Consider the following 21,011-nt stretch of genomic DNA (forward strand, 5'->3'; position numbering starts at 1 on the left):
TCGAATGGACTTGCCACCGTCTTGTCATAATAGATATATTATACCATTAAAACAAGCCTAAGATAAAGGAGATAATAGCCCCTACTAGGATGACCACGCCAACGATGGACAAGATGATGCCGCCAAAGAATACGATAGCTGCTAAGATTGCAGCTAATACAATAATCATAATGATACGGCTTAGCCAACTAGAACCGCCAAAATGATATACCTTCACACGAGGACCATAGTCTTGAAATTGATCATACCCACTTCGGTCTTCTTCTTTTTGAGTAGGGGTAAATTCAACTTGTACAGTATCCCCTTCTTCATCAATGGTAACGCCATCAAAATCGCGGCGCTCTGTATCGCTTAGGACACGTGTCTTAGTTTCTTGTTCTTTATTTTCATTCATTGTATTTTGGTTATTCATGATATATTCCTTATCACAAAACTATTAATCAATTTTATACAATTTATTATACCATAATAGTCATGGAAACAAAATATCCCCTATGGTAAATATACCATAGAGGACAATTCGTTTATACAATATTATGATGAACTAAGTCAAGATAGTCTTAGTCGTTTAAGAATTTTTGTAATAATTGATTAACCATACCTGGGTTAGCACGGCCTTTGGATTCTTTCATAACTTGACCTACCAAGAAACCGATAGCTTTGCCATTACCGCCCTTAAAGTCAGCCACTGGTTGTGGGTTATTAGCGATAACTTGTTTTACGATTTCTTCAATAGCGCCAGTATCTGTAATTTGAACAAGACCTTCTTCTTTTACGATAGCATCAGCATCCTTACCGGATTCCCACATGGATACGATAACTTTTTTCGCAATTTTACCAGAAATGGTGCCTTTTTCAATAAGAGCAATCATACCAGCCAAGTTTTCAGGGCTTACCTTAGATTCACCAAATGTTAAGCCGCTTTCATTGATCATCTTAGACAAATCACCAAGCATCCAGTTAGCCACAGTCTTAGGATCTGCGCCAGCTTTCACAGCTGCATCTAAATAATCAGCTGTCTTACGAGCCATGGTAAGGATGGTTGCATCTTCATGAGACAAGCCATATTCAGATACAAAGCGCGCAATTTTAGCGTCTTGCAATTCAGGCAAGGAACGACGTACTTCTTCGATTTTTTCGTCCGTAATTACGATTGGTACCAAGTCTGGTTCTGGGAAGTAACGGTAATCATTTTCTTCGTCCTTCTTACGCATGCCAAGAGTGATGCCTTGTGCATCGTCCCACGTACGTGTTTCTTGGTCTACTTTGCCGCCTGCTTCGATAAGCTTAGCTTGACGCAATGCTTCGTATTCAACAACCTTTTGAATAGCTGTTAAGGAGTTAACGTTTTTAGTTTCTGTACGTGTACCAAATTCTTTGGAGCCACGAAGGCGTACGGATACGTTACAGTCACCACGCAAGGAACCTTCTTCCATACGACCGTCAGATACTTCTAAATATTGCAAAATGGAACGCAATTTTTCAACGTATGCTCTCGCTTCTGCACCGGATCGAATATCTGGTTCAGATACGATTTCAAGAAGAGGTACGCCTGTACGGTTATAGTCGACATTAGAAGAGTTGGAATCGGAAATCGTATTACCGCTATGAACCAATTTACCAGCGTCTTCTTCCATGTGAATACGTGTGATACCGATTCGTTTAGTTTCACCATTTACTTCAATATCTAAATGACCATTCAAGCAGATTGGCAAGTCATATTGAGATGTTTGATAGTTTTTAGGCAAATCAGGATAGTAGTAGTTTTTACGGTCAAATTTGTTGAATTTAAGAATTTCACAATTCAACGCTAAACCTACTTTGATGGCAAATTCTACTACTTGTTTATTCAACACAGGCATAGCACCAGGTAAGCCAAGACATACTGGGCATACATGTGTATTTTGATCACCGCCGAATTCAGTGGTACAACCACAGAAGATTTTAGACTTAGTCTTAAGCTCTGTATGAACCTCTAAACCAACGACTGTTTCGTATTTACTACTCATAGAGAAACCTCCCCAGTTGGTGCTACTAATTGACAATCTGGACGTGCTTGTTCGAATGTGAAAGCGGCACGTAACAATGTTTCTTCGCCCATTGCAGGACCCAATAATTGTAAGCCGATTGGCAAGTTATCGCTACTCATGCCCGCTGGAATGCTAATACCAGGAATACCTGCTAAGTTAGCTGGAACTGTACAAATATCTTCTAAGTACATTGCTAATGGGTCATTGATTTTTTCACCAAACTTATACGCTGTGTTAGGGGCTGTTGGAGCCAATAACAAATCAACCTTGGAGAAGGCTGCATCAAATTCATTTTTGATAACGCGACGTACTTTAAGAGCTTTCAAATAGTACGCATCGTAATAACCTGCGCTCAATACATAGGTACCGAGCAAGATACGACGTTGTACTTCTGGTCCAAAGCCTTCTGTACGAGTTTTAGTAGACATTTCTACCAAATTATCTGCAGGCACACGCAAACCATAGCTTACACCATCATAACGAGCCAAGTTGGAACTTGCTTCTGCCAATGCGATAATATAGTACGCAGACAAAGCATATTTTGTGCTAGGCAAGGAAACCTCAACGATTTCAGCACCTAATTTTTTATAAGTTTCGATAGCTTCATCGATAGCCTTGCGTACTTCTGCATTAAGACCATCGCCAAAGAATTCTTTTGGTACACCAATTTTTAAATTCTTAACATCGTTCACAAGCGCTTTTGTATAATCTACACGTTCGCCAGGAATTGATGTGGAATCCTTAGGGTCATGGCCAGCAATGGCATTTAATACCAATGCAGCATCAGTTACGTCCCGTGTAACAGGTCCAATTTGATCCAAGGAGGATGCAAAGGCAATCAACCCATAACGTGATACATTACCATAGGTAGGCTTCATACCTACCACACCACAGAAGGATGCTGGTTGGCGGATAGAACCACCTGTATCGGAGCCCAATGCCCAAATAGCAGAACCACTGGATACTGCAGCTGCACTACCACCGGAAGAACCGCCTGGTACGCATTCCAAATTCCATGGATTAGCTGTTTTAGCTAATGCGGAATTTTCTGTGGAACCGCCCATAGCGAATTCATCCATGTTAAGTTTACCTAAGCTAACTAAGTGATTAGCATGTAATCGTTCAATAACGGATGCATTATATGGAGGAATGAAATATTCCAACATTTTAGATGCACATGTAGCAGGTTGATCTTTAATACAAATATTATCCTTAATAGCGCCAGGAATACCTGCTAATGGAGAAATAGCTTCACCTTTAGCAATTGCTTCATCTACAGCTTTTGCAGATGCTAATGCTAATTCGTGAGAATCAGATAAATACGCATGTACCTCTGGTTCCACTTTTGCTTTGTGACTAATTACTGCATTTGTTAATTCTACAGCACTGATTTCTTTGTTCACTAATTTAGTGTGTAATTCATGAATTGTTGCCACAGTGAAACCTCCTATTCTTGTACAACGCGAGGCACCTTAAAGTATCCATCTTCTTCTTCAGGTGCATTAGACAATGCTAAATCATGATCTAAAGAAGGTTTAGTCTCATCTTCTCTAAATACATTATGCAAAGGAACAGCATGAGCCATCACTTCTACATCATCTAATTCTAATTCATTTAATTCTGCTACATACGTTAAGATATCGGATAATTCCTTCTCAACGCTAGCCATTTTATCTTCTTTTACTTCTAATCGGGACAGTAAAGCGATTTTCTTAATTTCCTCTTGGCTGATTTTCATCGGTCCACATCCTTTCATATCTTATTATTATAAAGCAAATAGGTTTTATTTTCAAAATAAAGGATTATAATTCGCCTAAATCACGTAATAATTCAGTAAATTCTTCTTCATTAATGACGCGAATACCAAGTTCATTCGCTTTCGTCAATTTACTGCCACTATCCTCACCAGCAATGACAAGCGTTGTTTTTTTAGATACGGATCCGGTCACCTTCGCACCATGTTTTTCTAATAGTTTACCCGCTTCGCTGCGACCCATAACCTCAAGTTTACCGGTAAGAACGACGGTTTCTCCTTCCATTTCATTCCCCGCAGTTTCTTGCACATCTACATCCATTTTTAGACCGGCATCAATCAAGCCATTGATAATCTCAATATGTTGAGGGTCTTCTCGATATTCGATAATGCTATCTGCCATGGTAGGGCCAATTTCTTCTACAGCTACTAATTCATCCTTAGTAATGGTTAGGAATCTATCCATAGACTTCACAACATTAGCAATTGTACCGGCCGCTTTAGAACCTATAAGGCGAATGCCAAGGCCAAATAGTACGCGATCTAATCCACGAGATTTAGAATCTGCAATAGCTTTCACAAGATTATCTGCCGATTTTTTACCCATACGGTCCATACCCATGATAGATTCCGTAGTCAAATGATATAAATCAACTACATTAGTAATCAATTTTTCATTGATTAAATTTTCCACAATACTTGGGCCAAGTCCATCGATATTCATCGCATCGCGAGATGCAAAGTGAATGATTTGTTCCTTTTCTATAGCAGGACAATGTTTATTGGTACAGCGAATGGCCGCTTCACCATCGCGGCGTACTGCTGGGCTTTCACAAACAGGACAACGATTGGGAATTGTAAAAGGAACCTCACTGCCCGTACGTTTTTCAGGCAATACACGAATGACTTCTGGAATGATTTCAGCCGCCTTGTGAATGAGGACATGGTCACCAATGCGAATGTCTTTTTCTGTGATAAAGTCTTGATTATGTAGTGTAACACGGCTCACATTAGTGCCGGATACAAACACAGGTTCTAGTTCTCCAGTTGGCGTCAATACACCAGTGCGGCCTACATTAATGGTAATATCTTTGACAATTGTTTCCACCTCTTCTGGAGGATATTTGTAAGCCGTAGCCCACTTAGGATCTTTAGCCGTTGATCCTAACACCTCTTGGTCATCAAAGTCATTAACCTTAATCACCATACCATCGGTATCATATGGCAGTTCATGACGTTTTTCGCCCCAATAATTAATAGCCTCAATAACTTCATCTACGGTCTTACAAACGCGATAATGAGGATTTACAGAGAAATGGAAATTCTCCAATGTATGTAACAATTCCTCTTGCGTATGAATATTAGCACCGCTTTCAGAACCGATGGCATAAGCAAAGAACGCAAGATTACGACTTGCTGTGATAGCAGGGTCTTGTTGACGCAAGGAACCTGCCGCTGCATTGCGAGGATTGACAAAGGTCGGTAACCCTTCTTCATCGCGTTCCTCATTGATACGCTTAAATTCGCTATGTGGCATGTACGCTTCACCGCGAATTTCGATAAATTCTGGCGCATTTTCTAGGTATAAAGGAATGGATTTGATGGTACGCACATTGGCTGTTACATCTTCCCCTACCTTACCATCACCGCGTGTGACGGCACGAACAAAGATACCATTTTCATAGTGCAAATTAACAGCTAAGCCGTCAATTTTCAACTCCAACACATAAGCCTTTGTTTGATGTCCCAATTCCTTCGTTACCCGTTGGTCAAAAGCACGCACATCATCCGCACTAAACACATTGGATAAGCTGAGCATAGGTCTACCATGGACTACTTTTTCAAAGGGACCATCCGCTTTGATGCCAACCCGCTGTGTCGGAGACGATGGCACAATATATTCAGGATGTGACGTTTCTAAATCCACGAGCTCACGATATTTTTGATCATATTCAAAATCGCTCATCGTCGGATTATCTTTTACATAATATAGATACTGCGCATGAGTCAATTCTTTTTGTAATTGTTCTATTCTATCTTTAGGATTCATAATTATCCTCTATATCATACAATGATTGTTCTAACCTTTTTTTACCGGTGCAAACTTAGCCATAACTACACGAACACCTTGTGTAGGAAATTCAATGGTCAACTTCATGCCAGCCCCTTCACCGGTAACATTGACGACCTTACCATTCCCCCATTTGCTGTGAATCGCAGTATCCCCAACCTTCCAATCAGCGATAACTTCATTGCGAATAATCGGCTTTGTTACAGGGCGACTTGCTACGGACATATGTCGTGGTACTGTTGGTTTAATATCATCAGGAATTCTTCGTTTCGCACGTAAACCATCGACGAGTTCCGCCGGAATTTCATCGATGAAACGAGATGGTAAATAGCTACTAGTACGACCAAATACGGTGCGAGTTGTAGCATTAGAAATGTATAATTCCTTTTCAGCACGCGTAATCCCTACATACGCAAGGCGTCGTTCTTCTTCGATTTCCTCTGGATTCATCAAGGTACGACTATGTGGGAATAAACCCTCTTCCAAGCCACCGAGGAATACGATAGGGAATTCAAGACCCTTAGCAGCATGTAATGTCATCAAGGTAACCTTAGATTCCTCTTGTTCAAAGGAATCAACATCATTCACTAAAGCTACTTGTTCCAAGAAATCCTCCACAGTACCCGTTGGATTTGTATCTTGGAAATCCTTTGCTACAGATAATAATTCACCGATATTTTCTGCCCGCGCTTGATCTTGTGGATCCGTACTTTCCTCTAATTGAGCCAAGTAGCCAGTTCGATCAAGGATAGCTTCTAAAATATCAAGAACGGATTTATCATCCATTTCTGCAACAAGTGTAAAAATTAAAATGCCAAATTCTTCAAGTTTCTCTTTCGTTTTTCCTTTAATGGTATCGACCAAATGTAATTGCGTTAAGGTCATAAATAAGGATGTACCATTTTCACGCGCATAATCTTGTAACTTAGATACCGTAGTAGCACCGATACTACGCTTCGGCACATTAATAATACGCAATAAACTTAAATCATCAAACGGATTATATAATACGCGCAAATAGGCGAGCACATCTTTGATTTCTTTTCGGTCATAGAACTTAGTGCCACCTACCATTGTGTATGGTAAGGCACGTTTAATCAATGCTTCTTCTAGCACACGGGATTGTGCATTGGTACGATATAAGATTGCCATATCACCATACGGTACGCCGTGAATATCATGTTTTTTGACAATTGTATCGCCTATGAACGCCGCCTCTTCATGTTCCGATTGAGCCGTAAAGTGTTGAATTTTAGCTCCTTCTACCTTATCAGTCCAAAGATTCTTTTCTGGACGTCCTTCATTATGGTCGATAACAGCATTGGCAGCATCCAAGATAATTTTAGTAGAACGATAATTCTGCTCTAATTTAATGGATGTACAATTTGGATAGTCCTTTTCAAAATCGAGGATATTTTGAATATCTGCACCACGCCATGCGTAAATACTTTGGTCAGCATCACCTACGACGGCAATATTTTTCCAATGAGATGATAGTAAATACGCCAATAAGTATTGAGCATGGTTCGTATCTTGATATTCGTCGATCATCACATACTTAAACCGTTTGCTGTATTTGTCTAGTACAGCAGCGTTAGATTGTAATAATTTTACCGCTACGAGCAATAGATCATCGAAATCTAATGCGTTGTTTTTACGTAACTCTCGTTCGTAGTACTCATATACATCAGCTACCTTTTGTTGGTAAAAGTCACGCGCTTGTTTTCTAAAATCCGAAGCGAACATCAATTTATTTTTTGCATCAGAAATAGCACTAATCATGGCACCTATAGGATAATATTTATCATCAAGATTAAGGGCCTTCAACGCTGCTTTTATAACGACTTGAGAGTCGGATGTATCATAAATTGTAAAATTGCTGTTGTAACCTAAAAAATTATCTAATTCAAAGCGTAAAAATTTGGCACAAAAGCTGTGAAATGTACTTAGCCAAATTCGGTTAGCTACATCTCCTACAAGGCCTTCTACACGGCTTTTCATTTCCTTAGCCGCTTTATTGGTAAAAGTGATGGCTAAGATTTCATAAGGATTTACACCTTGAGCTAGTAAATATGCTATACGTACAGTTAATACCTTTGTTTTCCCTGATCCTGCACCTGCTAAAATCAATAGTGGTCCTTCGGTATGTTGTACGGCTTGTTGTTGCTCCCGATTCAAGCCATCTAACAATGATTGCATGGTATCTCCTTATCTATAACATAAAATGAGTAATTATAAATGACCATCACATATAATAAAAACGTTGCAAGAGCAACGTTTTTATTACCATGATATGTCTATATCCTTTATTATTTCATAGCTCCTAAAATTGGAGGTACAATTTGTTTCTTACGGGACATTGTATTTGGTAAGAATACAGCATTATCTTTTACATCTTTACCAAATGCGTTAACTACAACAGATTCTACATCACCGCTATAGATTAATGTTGTGCTTTCATCAAGAATATTGGTAACCATAATATAGGATGCCACATAGCCATTAGCTGTACGAAGAGCTTCTAGAGCTGCTACTAATTCAGCTTGTTTAGCCAATACATCAGTTGTATCCATAACGGAAATTTGACCGATAGAAATCGTTTGACCTGCTTCGGAGAATTCCTTCATATCAGTACGAACGATTTCATCGTTTGTTAAATCAGAAATATCTGCGCCAGCTTTCAACATTTCTAAACCATAGGATTCAATATCTACACCAGCGATGGCAGCTAGTTTATGAGCCATTTCCTTGTCTGTTTCTGTACAGGTTGGAGAGCGGAACAATACAGTATCAGAAATAATAGCAGACAACATTAAACCAGCAATATTCTTAGGGATTTCTTGATTATTTTCAATATAAAGTTTAGTCAAAATTGTATTTGTACAACCTACTGGTTCCATGCGAATGAATACAGGGCCATCAGTTTCGAAATCACCAATACGGTGATGGTCGATAACACCACACATATTCATAGATTTGTAACCATCGATGATTTGCTTGGATTCATTGTGGTCAGTTAAGTATAAATCGCCACCATTAGGAGCGAACTCTTCCCAGTTTGTAACGATTTGTGGGTGTTCGAAACCGAAATGTTCCAATGCGTATTTAGTTTCCTTATTCGCATCACCAGCACATACAGGCGTTGCAGGTGTACCCATTTGTGTTAACAAATTAGCATAAGAAATTGCAGAACAAATAGAATCAGTATCAGGGCTTTTATGACCAGCCACAAATGTTTTTACATCACTCATGTTTATACCTCTTTTATATAAATATTTCACAATACCGCCCAGGCGATAATTAAATCGTTTTAACTAGCATATTATACCATAAAACAGTCAAAAAAACACGCCTATAAGCTATGTTATAAGCGTGTTTTATTTGTGTTATGAAATTTGGATTTAATGATTCTTTTTACGTTTCGTAAAGAATCCAGGACCAATCTTTTCGATGATGATGAAAAGCATTGGAATGATAAAGATACCAAAGAATGTAGCTGTTGTCATACCTGCTACTACTGTGATACCCATTGATGTACGAGCACCAGAACCGGCACCAGTAGAAATTGCCAATGGCAATACGCCTAGGATGAATGCAAAGGACGTCATCAAGATTGGACGCAAACGAATCTTAGCCGCTTCGATAGCCGCATCGACAACATCCATACCGCGTTCGTCAACACGAATCTTCGCATACTCGATAATCAGAATAGCATTCTTAGCAGCTAAACCTACCAATGTTAACAAACCAATTTGCATATAGATGTCATTTGCTAATTGGAATCGACCTGTAAAATTCAACAAGAATGGTACTAATGCAGCACCAATCATACCAGATGGTACGGAGAATAATACGGCAAATGGAACTTTCCAGGATTCATACAATGCAGCAAGAATCAAGAATACAAATGTCAAGCCAAGACCTAGAATCAACATGGTTTGTGATCCAGCCTTCAATTCTTCGCGGGATTGATCGCCCCAATCATAGGTATAACCAGCTGGCAATGTTTTAGCAGCTGCATCCTTCAATGCTTGAATTGCATCACCAGAAGCATATCCTTGAGCCGCAGAGCCACCAATTTTAACGGCCATAGCATTATCGAAACGCGTGATAGATGAAGGGGTTGCCGTCTTTTCTTTCGTAATGTAGTTAGCAATAGAAACCATTTGTCCCTTACTATTACGAACTGCAAGCATATTCAAGTTGTCAGCATTTTGACGGAATTGATCCTCTGCTTGAACAACAACTTTATAGTTCTTACCATACGATGTATAATCATTAACTTGAATACTACCATAGAAACCTTGCAATGTGGTGAAGATATCAGTGAGCTGAACACCATCTTGAGCAGCCTTATCACGATTGATTTCAAATTGTAAGGATGGGGATGATGTATCAAATGTGGTGTAAACAGTTCGAATAGCCGGATTAGTTCTAGCTTCTGCCATAAATGCCTGAGCCCGTTCCGCCATTACCTCAGCACTATCACCAGCTTTATTAATGATATACATTGTAAAGCCACCAGTGTTACCAAGGCCTGGAATGGATGGTGGATTCAAAGCTACTACACTAGCTTCAGGTACATTCTTCGCACCAAAGCCAAATACTGCACCCACCATAGCATTAACAGATTGATTAGATGATTTACGTTGATCCCAATCTTTTAATACCGCAAAGGAAACACCAGCACTAGATTTTTGAGAGCCACCTAAAAGGTCAAACCCAGAAACAGTAAATACTTGTTCTACATTATCTTTAATGCCCGGTGTTTGCTCTAAGAAATCTTTGATTTTATCAAGAGTTTCCACGGTACGAGCAGACGTTGCTCCTGGTGGTTCATTTACAGCAATAAGGAAATATCCACTATCTTCTGCAGGTACGAAACTTGTAGGTAAGAAATGGAATACGATACCTGTACCAGCAGCAAAGACGAGTAATGTAATAACGGTTAAGCTCAGACGATGGCTCAACCGAGCTAACACCTTACCATACCAATCACTAAAACGTTCAAGGCCACGATTAAATTTATTGAGTTGACGATGAACAAAGTCTTCACGTTCATTTTGTACATGTGGTTTTAACATCAATGCACACAACGATGGTGTCAAAATTAACGCAACAACTGCGGAAATCGCCACAGAAACGGCAATTGTTAAGGCGAATTGCTTATATAAAATACCGGTCATACCGCCCATAAATGCAACAGGTATGAACACGGCGGCTAATACAAAGGCAATACCAACTACTGGGCCTTGTACATTTTTCATAGCCGCAATGGCAGCTTCTTTTGGAGATAAACCATTATATTTTAACTCATATTCAACAGCCTCTACCACTACGATAGCATCATCGACGACAAGGCCGATAGCCAATACCATGGCAAACAGTGTTAATGTATTGATGGAGAAATCTAATAATACAAACGCGCCAAATGTTCCTAGTAATGATACAGGTACTGCAATCATCGGAATCAATGTAGAACGCCAAGATTGCAAGAATACATACACTACGATGAGTACGAGCAATAAAGCTTCAAAGAATGTATGCTCTACTTCATTAATAGAGGCACGTACGAATTTCGTATTATCTACGACTTCGTGATATTCCAAATCTTGTGGGAAAGACTTAGACTGTTCTTGCAATATTTTTTGAACATTTGAAATCGTCTCTAAAGCATTTGCATCATTTTGTAAAGAAATGGCAAAACCAGCAGACGGACGATGTTCAACAAATAAAATCTCACCAGATGGAGCATTTGGATCGCGATATGAAGACTTAGCGACAAAATCGTACCCTTTTGCGCCCACATCAATACGAGCAATATCCTTTAAATGTAATACAGTACCATTAGAGTTCTTGATAACAATATTACCAAATTGTTGCTCTGTCACTAGACGGCCATCAATTTTAATTGGATACTGGAATGCTTGTTCTCCATTGGTAGGATTTTTACCAACTGTACCAGCTGCAGCTTGTACATTTTGGCTTTTAATAGCAGATGTTACATCAGACATGGTAATGCCTAATTTTTGCATCTTGCTAGGATCTAACCAAATGCGCATTGCATAGTCAGAACCGAATTCTTGAACGGAACCAACACCTTTTACGCCCTTAATGGCATCCATCAAATAGTTTGTACCATAGTTTTTAAGGAATGTACTATCAAAGGTACCATTAGGAGAATTCAAGGAGAAAATATACGCCATATCGCCAGAGGATTTTGTCGTTGTTACACCAACTTGTTGGACCTCTGAAGGCAGTTGAGCTAGCGCCGCTTGCACACGGTTTTGGGTATTAACCGTATCCATATCGGGATCACTACCTTGATTAAACTGTAATGACAAAGAATATGTACCAGTACTAGCACTATCAGATGTCATATAGTCTAAATCTTGAACGCCTACAATTTGAGACTCAATTACACTGGCTACAGTATCATTCAGTACTTGAGGCGTAGCACCTGTATACATGGTACTAACACGTACACTTGGTGGTGAAATTTGTGGATATCGAGCTACCGGAAGATTAACCATTGAAAGCAAACCGATTAATGTAATCATGATGGCAATAACAATGGCAAAGATAGGTCGATTAATAAAGAATTTCGACACGTCTACCTCCTATTGTTTAGCTGTTTCAATTTGTGTTTTAGACAATTCAGTGGCTTGTACCTTTGCACCATTTTTAACCTTAGTTAAACCATCTACAACAACTTCATCACCATTTACAAGACCAGATTTAACGATTGTGAAAGCCCCTGTAGTGCCACCAAGTTCAACAGCCTTTTGAGATACTGTTCCATCTTGACCGATGACATATACAAAGTTTTTATCCATAATTTGTAAAATAGCTTTTGTAGGTACCAAAATGGCATCCGTTAATTTTTCACCAGGAGAAATAACGGTAGCAAACATATTAGGTAACAATAAATGATCAGGATTAGGGAAGGAAGCTTTCAAAATGAGCTTACCTGTTGAAGGATCTAAAGTTCTTGCCGCTTGAACAACAGAGCCTACTTGATTATATTCCTTGCCATCAGCTAAGCGTAATTTCAAATTAAGACCGCTGTTTTCATCACCAGAACGAGTAGCCATGAATTCAAGATACTCTTGTTCAGTCATGCTAAATTCAACGAAAATAGGATCTACAGAATCGATGGTTACCAATGTCGTAGAGCCAGCATTAACAAATGTACCTATATCAACAGCATCCATACTCAATGTGCCGGAATATGGTGCATAAATGATAGTATCACCCAAGTTATCTTGCGCAATTTTCAATGCTGCTTGTTGCGCTTCTACAGCTGCTTTAGCTTGTTCTGCAGCAGAACGTTGAGTGTCTACGCGTTGGCGTGCAATCGCGTCTTGACTTGCCAATGTTTCGTAACGACCTAAATCAGTTTCTGCATTTTGATAATCTGCATTAGCTCTTGCTACATTAGCTTCCGCTGTTGCTACATTGGATTCATATTGGCGAGAATCGATGCGATATAAAGGTTGACCAGCTACTACTTGGTCCCCACCTTTAACAAATTTTTCCACCACATAACCAGTAACACGAGCATGTACAGCCACAGAATTTTCTGCCTTAACCGTACCCGTATAGGTTTGATCAACTTGTGCGTTTTGCGATACGATTTTATACGAATTTACCGCCACATCAGCAGATTGCTGTTGTTGACTACCACAACCTGCTACCAGTAAAGCGGATACTGCTAATACTGCTAACATGCGTGAATATCGAGACTTCATTACATGTACTCCTTTTCATAACACTCAATTTATAAGATCCAAATTCATAAATTTCTCAATATATTGTACTTTATTCCCATGCGATAGTCAAGATTTCTATATCCTATAAACCTCTAATAAAGCTAGATATTATCAATATTTTTAAACATTCAATTGCGTACAATTTCACACCATATATTGTTGACTTTTATAACAATTTGTGTACAAAACAAAAAATACCGAAGATTAGTATCATTACAAGATACCAATCTTCGGTATGAATCATCTCATGGTGGAGATGAGGAGAGTCGAACTCCTGTCCAAAAGCGTTGCCATATAGACTTCTCCGAGCACAGTCTATGATTTATGTCTCAAGTACCTATCGCTCACAGACAAACTACAGTACTCCAGTTCATGTTGTCTCGCCTAATTCATATGAACGACTAAATTAAGCCAGCCTACGGTTTGACGTCCATTCACACTTGGTAGGCACAAGTATGAGGGACGTAGCTTATGCAGCTAATGCAAAATTTTCTTCTGCGTTTAAATGTTTTCCCACCGTTTAACGGCCCAATGGAACGCCGACTCGCTATCTATACCACACTCGCCCCTGTCGAAACCTTTACATCCCCATGGGTTTGTTGGTTTATCTATCATACCCCTAATGTATATTCATGTCAACTAGTAATTCATGCAGCGTTTGCGCTACATAATCAAGTTGTTCTTTACTATGAGCGGCTGTAACCGTCATGCGTAGCCGACTTTCACCAACAGGAACCGTAGGAGGTCGAATCGCTGTAATAATAATGCCTCGTTCCTCCAACTCACGGGCCAATGTTAAAGCTCGATTATTCTCACCTACCACAATTGGGAATATAGGTGTTTCGTCATCACAATCAATGCCCATGGCTTGTAATTTATGTGCCATATACACAGTGTTATCACGCAATGTACCGACCACATATGGTTCATCATGTACAATTCGTAAGGCCTCTAAAGCCGCACCGATATCCGCTGGGGACAGAGCAGTAGAGAATATAAAGCTACGACTATAGTTAATCAGGTATTCTATTAATTCCTTACGACCCGCCACATAGCCACCAACAGAACCTAAAGCCTTGCTTAAGGTACCAAGCTGTACATCTACATCGGTTAGACCAAAATGATGAGCTGTGCCGCGTCCATTTCCGATGACGCCAGTTGCATGCGCATCATCTACCATAAGAAGAGCATTATATTCCTTACTTAACTCATACAGCTTATCTAATGGTGCAATATCTCCATCCATACTAAATACACCATCAGTAATGATCATTTTATACGCAGATTTATAATTCTTAAGAATGTATTCAGCATGTTCTACATCTTTATGTTTATACCGCTCAATATGAGCTCCACTGAGGCGACACCCATCGATGATACTAGCATGGTTTAATTCATCGCTAATGATGACGCTATGCTTGTTCATTAAGGCCGTAATCGTACCAACATTAGCCATATAACCTGTATTAAACACAAGTGACTGTTCCGTTTCTTTAAAATTGGCTATAGCGATTTCTAATTCCTTAAACAATGGAAACGATCCTGATGTAAGTCTAGCACCACCAGAGCCGGTGCCATATCGTTGAATTGCTTGCATAGCCGCTTGTTGTACACGAGGTTCATGGGTAAGCCCCAAATAATTATTAGATGCCATCATGATATACTCGCTATCATTGCGTTTTACACGTACTGCATCTAAGGGCTCGTAGGTCTTAATCGTTCTTTTATTTTGTTCTTGCTCCTTAGCCTCTAGTTTTTTTTGAAAGTCTTGATAATAATCCATGCTACCACCGTACCAATACTGTTGTATTCTCTAAATAATCAACAATTTCACGAATAGGCCTATTTGTATCTACAAAAAATACACGGCCCCCGATAGGATTTCCCATTTCTTTCATATTCGGAATGCGATGATATATGCCATTACATGCTACATACCCAACTGTATAATCTGGATCGTCGGACCAACAAAGTTCACCTACAATACCAGGACATGACTGCACCTTTGTGGCTAGTACTAGTGCTTCACGCATATGCACATTCATAGATCTTGTTTCGTTGCCACACGCATCCATATGACTTACGCGAACACCGCGCATAGTATCTTGATCCAATCGCACACCTGTATTGGCATCCATCAGAATGGCACCACGCATATTACCTGGTAGTTGGCCTAGTTCTGTGAAAGCATTTTCTACTGCCTTATGGCTCACTACAGACTGTAGTAAGTTTTTTGCTAATTCATGTGATTCTTTTACCGATGAAGTCTCATGTTCATCAACATCAATACAATCAACATATGTAATATCTTCATCGTGAACCGCGTCTATACGAATATTTATAAAATCTGATTTTCCTTTACTATGATGCAATGCACGATGAATTAAAGAGGATGCTACAGATTCTAAATCACGTTCATCGACAATGCGTTCAGCCCCAGATATATGGCGCCCCCCTTCTTCATGAGGCCCCCCTTCTGCTCCACGCATACGAATACTATATAGCCCCATCATTACACAACCCTTCGAGGTGCACTATGTGTGGCAGCGGATACAACCTTTTTAAATACGGCAGTCATGATAGGCGCTACAATAGCGGTAAAAATCATACCTGGTACAGCCAGCATAACCATAGCGAGAGCACCTTTACCTACATAGACGGATAATGTTAATCGAGCCACTGTAGATGCAATAGGACCACTTAGGATTACACCAAGCATATGATTTTTGCAAATCCATAATAAGAAACCAACAACCAATCTAAACTGCATAGCAATAGCAACACTTAGAAAATTTTGCGTTCCCAATGCCAATCCGATAAGGCTGGATAAACAACCGCTGATGATATACTTTTTAAATCCAAAGGCCGCGCAAATTGCCACTGCTAGTGGAGCCGATAACTGGAACTCAATCCCCGGCACGAGATTAGGAATCTTGATGGCTCCTAAGATTGTAATCATAGCTGTTAGAATACCGATTTCTGTGATTTGACGAATTTGACTCATAGTATTCACCTCTTCATATACTTACATTGTCAACTAAATAAATCACACTTTGTTTACATTATAAAAAAATATGTGATATTTATCAACTTATATTTTGTATTAAGTTAACAATATGCATAAAAATAAGGGACTGTAACACAGTCCCTTAACATATTTAGAAATTGATTGTATTAAATACTTGTAATACAGAGCCATAATAGGAATTAAAATCTGCTGTAAAGTATCCGCCATTATACAAGGCATTGATATACGAATACAAAGATGTAGCATTTGTCATGCCATCTTCTCTATAGTATGTCAAGTAATTGCCAAAATAGTTGGCAAAATCAATAAAATCCGTAAAATGTCTCCAGCTGCCATCTGATGCTGTAACACCACCTAGATTATGATGTGTTGCTTGTAGTTGAGATGTAAACCCACCTGTTTCAATATACCATTGAGTATATATAAATTTAGGATCTACATGTACTCCGTTTTCAGCTGCTTTTTGAGCTGATATTTTTGCCAAACTATAAAAGTATTGATTAACTTCCACTAAACATCCTCCTATTATATATCAGTATTTTTGTTGTTCCTTTAAACGCTTAGCAATGTCACGTTTTGCATCCCGTTCTGCCATATCTTGGCGTTTATCGTACAATTTTTTGCCTGTTACAAGACCAACCGTTACCTTCACATAGCCACGGCTAAAATGAAAGTTCAACGGAATCAAGGAGAATCCCTTTTCTTTCACTTGTTGGAATAATTTTTTTATTTCCGATTTATGCATCAATAGTTTACGTGTTCGCTCAGGCTCATGATTAAAGCGATTGCCCTGTTCATAAGGACTGATATGAACACCGTAGAGAAGCATTTCGCCCTTATCAATGCGGATAAAGCTATCCTTAAGATTTAATTTACCTTGGCGAATTGATTTAATCTCTGTTCCCGTCAATGCGATGCCCGCTTCATAGGTTTCATGAATATTAAAATCATGACGTGCCTTACGGTTATCTGCAATTAATGATGGAGCATCTTTCTTTGCCATAGTCACCTCACAATAGGTATTAATATTTTTATTATCGTTTACGTTTCTTTACTTTTTTCTTAGACGCCTTATGGTCTTTGCGTCCCTTTTTATGCTTTGTAACACTAGATAAGCCAGAATATCGTTCTCTTCGTTTAGAAGACTTGCTATGTCCCTTGCCTTTTCGTTTGGATTGTTTAGAGATACCAGAACGACCAAACGGTTTCTTTTCTCTTACCCCTACATAACCTTCGGAATTCTTCATCATTTCTTGAATTCTCATAAGATTATCCACTTCGCCAAGTACGAAATCGATTTGACGTTTTTCTACATCAGCTTTCACCAATGTCACCGTTACCGTATCACCTAAATGATAGATTTGACCCGTGCGCTTGCCAACTAATAGGAAATGTTCTTCATCGTAAAAATAGTAATCATCAGTCATCATATTCATATGAACAAGACCATCGATACCATTATCTAACTCTACAAACATACCAAAGGATGTGATGCTAGATATTTTACCCTCAAAGACTTCGCCAATAAATGGAACCATATATTGGGTTTTCTTTAAATCGACTGTGTCGCGCTCAGCAGCTACAGCCACTTGTTCACGTTCTGAAGAATGGACAGCAGCACGTTCTAAAAATTCTGTTTTAGTATCGCGGTTTGCATATCCATCAGGCCATCCCATATCAGCTTTTAATAAGCGATGTACCATGAGATCTGGATATCGTCTAATAGGCGATGTAAAGTGTGTGTAGCATTTCGATGCCAACCCAAAATGACCTGCATTATCGATGCTATATTTAGCTTGTTGCATGGAACGCAATGTCATGATTTGAGCCACTTGTTCAATATCCGTTCCCTTAACAGCATCTAAAATATGTTGGAACACGCGTGGTTCCAATTCATCAAGATGTAATCGAATATCTTGACCTAAATAATTGAGTACCTTTTGATACATACTCATCTTTTCTTCGCTCGGTGTTTCATGGATACGATATACACTCATACGGTTTGTATTCTTGAGATGAGTAGCTACCGTTTCGTTTGCAATAAGCATACACTCTTCAATAAGACGTTCTGCTAATGTCCGGTCGCGACGTACGATGCGCAATGGTATGCCTTCTGTATCTAAAAGCACCTTATATTCAGGGAAATCAAAATCCAGTGCACCACGACGACGGCGCATATCATTTAAAGTTTTTGCGATGTCAGATAAATTGTGAATCATCGGCATAAGAGGTGCCAAGTCATCAGGAATAATATCTTCGGTTAATGCTTTATAAATCTCTTTATAACTGCAACGGCGATTCACATGGATGATAGATGGTTGAATCCGATAGTTAACAACCTTGCCTTGTGTATCAATTTCCATCATACATGTCATGGCATACCGATCTTCGCCAGCGTTTAAACTACAGATACCATTGGATAGTACCTCTGGTAACATGGGGATAACTCTGTCGACTAGATAGACAGATGTACCGCGTTTATAGGCTTCTCTATCGATAGCCTTTTGCGACACTACATAATGGCTTACATCGGCAATATGTACACCTAGTTCATAGGTACCATTATCAAGTTTACGACCACTCACAGCATCATCAAGGTCCTTTGCATCTTCACCATCGATGGTAACCATTGGCACGTCGCGTAAATCCCAACGTTTAGGATCATCTGTAATGGTCGTATTAATATGTTGACTCGCTTTCACAACATCTTCTGGAAAAGAAAATGGCAAGTCATAATTAGCCATAATACAGTTAATATCAAGACCTACGTCACCTTTGTAGCCTAATACTTCTGTAATGACACCTTCTGGTTTCTTATCGCCTTCTGGCCATTTGATAATTTTTACAAGCACCTTAGCACCACTACGAGCATCTAAGGTATTATGTAAGTCAACGTAAATATCTGTTCCCAATCGTTCATCATCAGGGATGACAAATCCAAAGGAATGCTGTCTATCATAGGTACCTACAACAGTTTCATTAGCTCGTTCTATGACTTCAGTTATAACACCTTCTCGTTTATGGCGTGAATCACGAGATGTGATAATACGTACCCGAACCTTATCATTATGCATAGCAGTGCCCTTATTTTGTTCTGCTATATACACATCCTCTTCATCAGGAGCAGTAATAACAAATCCAAAGGATTTTCTATATCCCTTGTAAATTCCTTCAATAAATTCTGTATCATTATTATAGGCATATACATCTTTTCGTATAAAGCTTAAACGCCCCTCTTTTAATAGTTCTCTAGCAGCATCCATAAAGGCATCCAATTCACGGCCGCCCTTAATATGACAATCCATAGCAGCATCATCGATATGATACGTATGGGGATAAATAGATTTATAAAACGCTAACACTTTTTCTTTCATATAAACACCTCCTTTGCATAGTATTCATATATGCTGAAAAAAAGAAAAGCCTGCTAGGCAGGCTTTCAAATTAGAATTGGTTAATCATTGCCCCTAGAACTAAGCTCAACACAGCAAAGATAATACCTAAAATGATTGTACAGCGAGATAAGAACCCATCTAAGCCGCGTTCTTTACCGCCGAATGTAGAATCTGCCGCACCAGAAACGGCACCGCCCATACCAGAACTCTTACTAGTTTGAGCAATTACAACAACAATCAATAAAATGGACACAATGATTTCTAAAACCATCAAAAAATTTGTCACAATAGTCATCCTTCCTGTGTAGGAACATCTAATACACGATGTTCCAAAAACTTCTCTAATTTACGTTTAACCCTTTGTAAAGCATTATCAATCGACTTGATGCTACGATCAGTACCTTTTGCCATCTCCTGATATGATTTACCATCTAAATAGCCTTCTAACACTTGCCACTCTAAATCACTTAAAATATGTCCTATGTTTTTTTCTATATCATCTAGCTCTTCTTGGCTAATAATGAGGTCCTCTGGATTTGTACTTCGTGCTGATGAAAGCATTTCTAACAAGGTCCGTTCAGACTCTTCTGTATACACAGGTTTATTTAAAGAAATATAAGAATTGAGTGGTGCGTGCTTTTGACGCGTCGCAGATTTTATGGCCGTAATAATTTGCCGTGTAATACATAGTTCTGCAAAGGCCCGAAAAGAGGCTAATTTATCATGTCTAAAATCACGAGTAGCCTTATACAAGCCAATCATGCCTTCTTGAATGATATCATCTCGATCGGCACCTACAAGAAAATAGGTACGCGCCTTAGCGCGCACAAAATTTTTATATTTATTGACTATATAGTCGATTGCAAACTCATTTTGCTCTTGTTGAGCTATGACCACAACTTGCTCATCAGTCATTTCTTTGAAATTGTAATCGGACTGTTGCATATGAAAATTGTTCATAG

General features: G+C 39.1%; 17 protein-coding genes and 1 other RNA gene. All 18 read right to left on the bottom strand.

What is annotated here, in order from left to right:
• Nucleotides 1-46: 46 nt before the first annotated feature.
• On the bottom strand, nucleotides 47-412 hold the full coding sequence (locus HMPREF1477_RS01980; RefSeq protein ID WP_005379912.1) for a DUF4229 domain-containing protein: 366 nt from the start codon (nucleotides 410-412) through the stop codon (nucleotides 47-49).
• Between the two features lie 148 nt (nucleotides 413-560).
• Nucleotides 561-2,009, bottom strand: coding sequence for an Asp-tRNA(Asn)/Glu-tRNA(Gln) amidotransferase subunit GatB (gene gatB, locus HMPREF1477_RS01985; protein WP_005379876.1), 1,449 nt, complete (start codon nucleotides 2,007-2,009; stop codon nucleotides 561-563).
• Nucleotides 2,006-3,466 (bottom strand): Asp-tRNA(Asn)/Glu-tRNA(Gln) amidotransferase subunit GatA, encoded by a 1,461-nt coding sequence (gatA, locus tag HMPREF1477_RS01990; RefSeq protein WP_005379952.1) that lies wholly within the window; start codon nucleotides 3,464-3,466, stop codon nucleotides 2,006-2,008. Before gatA ends, gatB begins: the two co-directional genes overlap by 4 nt.
• An 11-nt stretch (nucleotides 3,467-3,477) precedes the next feature.
• A complete protein-coding gene (gatC, locus tag HMPREF1477_RS01995; RefSeq protein WP_005379966.1) occupies nucleotides 3,478-3,768 on the bottom strand; it encodes an Asp-tRNA(Asn)/Glu-tRNA(Gln) amidotransferase subunit GatC in 291 nt (96 codons plus the stop codon).
• A 64-nt stretch (nucleotides 3,769-3,832) separates the two neighbouring features.
• Nucleotides 3,833-5,833 carry an NAD-dependent DNA ligase LigA gene (gene ligA, locus HMPREF1477_RS02000; RefSeq protein ID WP_016475635.1) on the bottom strand — a complete coding sequence of 667 codons (2,001 nt, stop codon included), beginning with the start codon at nucleotides 5,831-5,833 and terminating at the stop codon, nucleotides 3,833-3,835.
• Between the two features lie 30 nt (nucleotides 5,834-5,863).
• Nucleotides 5,864-8,053 (bottom strand): DNA helicase PcrA, encoded by a 2,190-nt coding sequence (pcrA, locus tag HMPREF1477_RS02005; protein WP_005379893.1) that lies wholly within the window; start codon nucleotides 8,051-8,053, stop codon nucleotides 5,864-5,866.
• 110 nt (nucleotides 8,054-8,163) lie between these two features.
• Nucleotides 8,164-9,105: a manganese-dependent inorganic pyrophosphatase gene (locus HMPREF1477_RS02010; RefSeq protein ID WP_005379914.1), complete on the bottom strand. Its 942-nt coding sequence runs from the start codon at nucleotides 9,103-9,105 to the stop codon at nucleotides 8,164-8,166.
• Between the two features lie 150 nt (nucleotides 9,106-9,255).
• Nucleotides 9,256-12,465, bottom strand: a complete 3,210-nt coding sequence (locus tag HMPREF1477_RS02015; protein ID WP_005379910.1) for an efflux RND transporter permease subunit — start codon at nucleotides 12,463-12,465, stop codon at nucleotides 9,256-9,258.
• A gap of 9 nt (nucleotides 12,466-12,474) precedes the next feature.
• Nucleotides 12,475-13,605, bottom strand: a complete 1,131-nt coding sequence (locus HMPREF1477_RS02020) for an efflux RND transporter periplasmic adaptor subunit (RefSeq protein WP_005379895.1) — start codon at nucleotides 13,603-13,605, stop codon at nucleotides 12,475-12,477.
• A gap of 269 nt (nucleotides 13,606-13,874) precedes the next feature.
• Nucleotides 13,875-14,216, bottom strand: a transfer-messenger RNA (tmRNA) gene (gene ssrA / locus HMPREF1477_RS09505).
• Nucleotides 14,217-14,245: 29 nt separating this feature from the next.
• Nucleotides 14,246-15,409, bottom strand: coding sequence for an 8-amino-7-oxononanoate synthase (gene bioF / locus HMPREF1477_RS02025; RefSeq protein WP_016475636.1), 1,164 nt, complete (start codon nucleotides 15,407-15,409; stop codon nucleotides 14,246-14,248).
• 1 nt (nucleotide 15,410) lies between these two features.
• Nucleotides 15,411-16,139: a 6-carboxyhexanoate--CoA ligase gene (locus tag HMPREF1477_RS02030; RefSeq protein WP_016475637.1), complete on the bottom strand. Its 729-nt coding sequence runs from the start codon at nucleotides 16,137-16,139 to the stop codon at nucleotides 15,411-15,413.
• Nucleotides 16,139-16,630: a hypothetical protein gene (locus HMPREF1477_RS02035; protein ID WP_005379883.1), complete on the bottom strand. Its 492-nt coding sequence runs from the start codon at nucleotides 16,628-16,630 to the stop codon at nucleotides 16,139-16,141. Before HMPREF1477_RS02035 ends, HMPREF1477_RS02030 begins: the two co-directional genes overlap by 1 nt.
• A 154-nt stretch (nucleotides 16,631-16,784) precedes the next feature.
• Entirely contained in the window at nucleotides 16,785-17,165 is a 381-nt protein-coding gene (locus tag HMPREF1477_RS02040; protein WP_005377606.1) for a glucosaminidase domain-containing protein, read from the bottom strand.
• Between the two features lie 21 nt (nucleotides 17,166-17,186).
• The gene (gene smpB, locus HMPREF1477_RS02045; RefSeq protein WP_005377596.1) at nucleotides 17,187-17,657 is read right to left on the bottom strand and encodes an SsrA-binding protein SmpB; all 471 of its coding nucleotides are present in this window, start codon (nucleotides 17,655-17,657) and stop codon (nucleotides 17,187-17,189) included.
• A gap of 31 nt (nucleotides 17,658-17,688) precedes the next feature.
• Nucleotides 17,689-20,028 carry a ribonuclease R gene (gene rnr / locus HMPREF1477_RS02050; protein WP_005379918.1) on the bottom strand — a complete coding sequence of 780 codons (2,340 nt, stop codon included), beginning with the start codon at nucleotides 20,026-20,028 and terminating at the stop codon, nucleotides 17,689-17,691.
• 70 nt (nucleotides 20,029-20,098) lie between these two features.
• The gene (gene secG, locus HMPREF1477_RS02055; protein ID WP_005377589.1) at nucleotides 20,099-20,335 is read right to left on the bottom strand and encodes a preprotein translocase subunit SecG; all 237 of its coding nucleotides are present in this window, start codon (nucleotides 20,333-20,335) and stop codon (nucleotides 20,099-20,101) included.
• A 5-nt stretch (nucleotides 20,336-20,340) separates the two neighbouring features.
• Nucleotides 20,341-21,009 carry an RNA polymerase sporulation sigma factor SigH gene (gene sigH / locus HMPREF1477_RS02060; protein ID WP_005379936.1) on the bottom strand — a complete coding sequence of 223 codons (669 nt, stop codon included), beginning with the start codon at nucleotides 21,007-21,009 and terminating at the stop codon, nucleotides 20,341-20,343.
• Nucleotides 21,010-21,011: the final 2 nt, after the last annotated feature.

The organism is Veillonella sp. HPA0037 (assembly GCF_000411535.1).
In the GTDB taxonomy this organism is placed as follows: Bacteria; Bacillota; Negativicutes; order Veillonellales; family Veillonellaceae; genus Veillonella; species Veillonella atypica.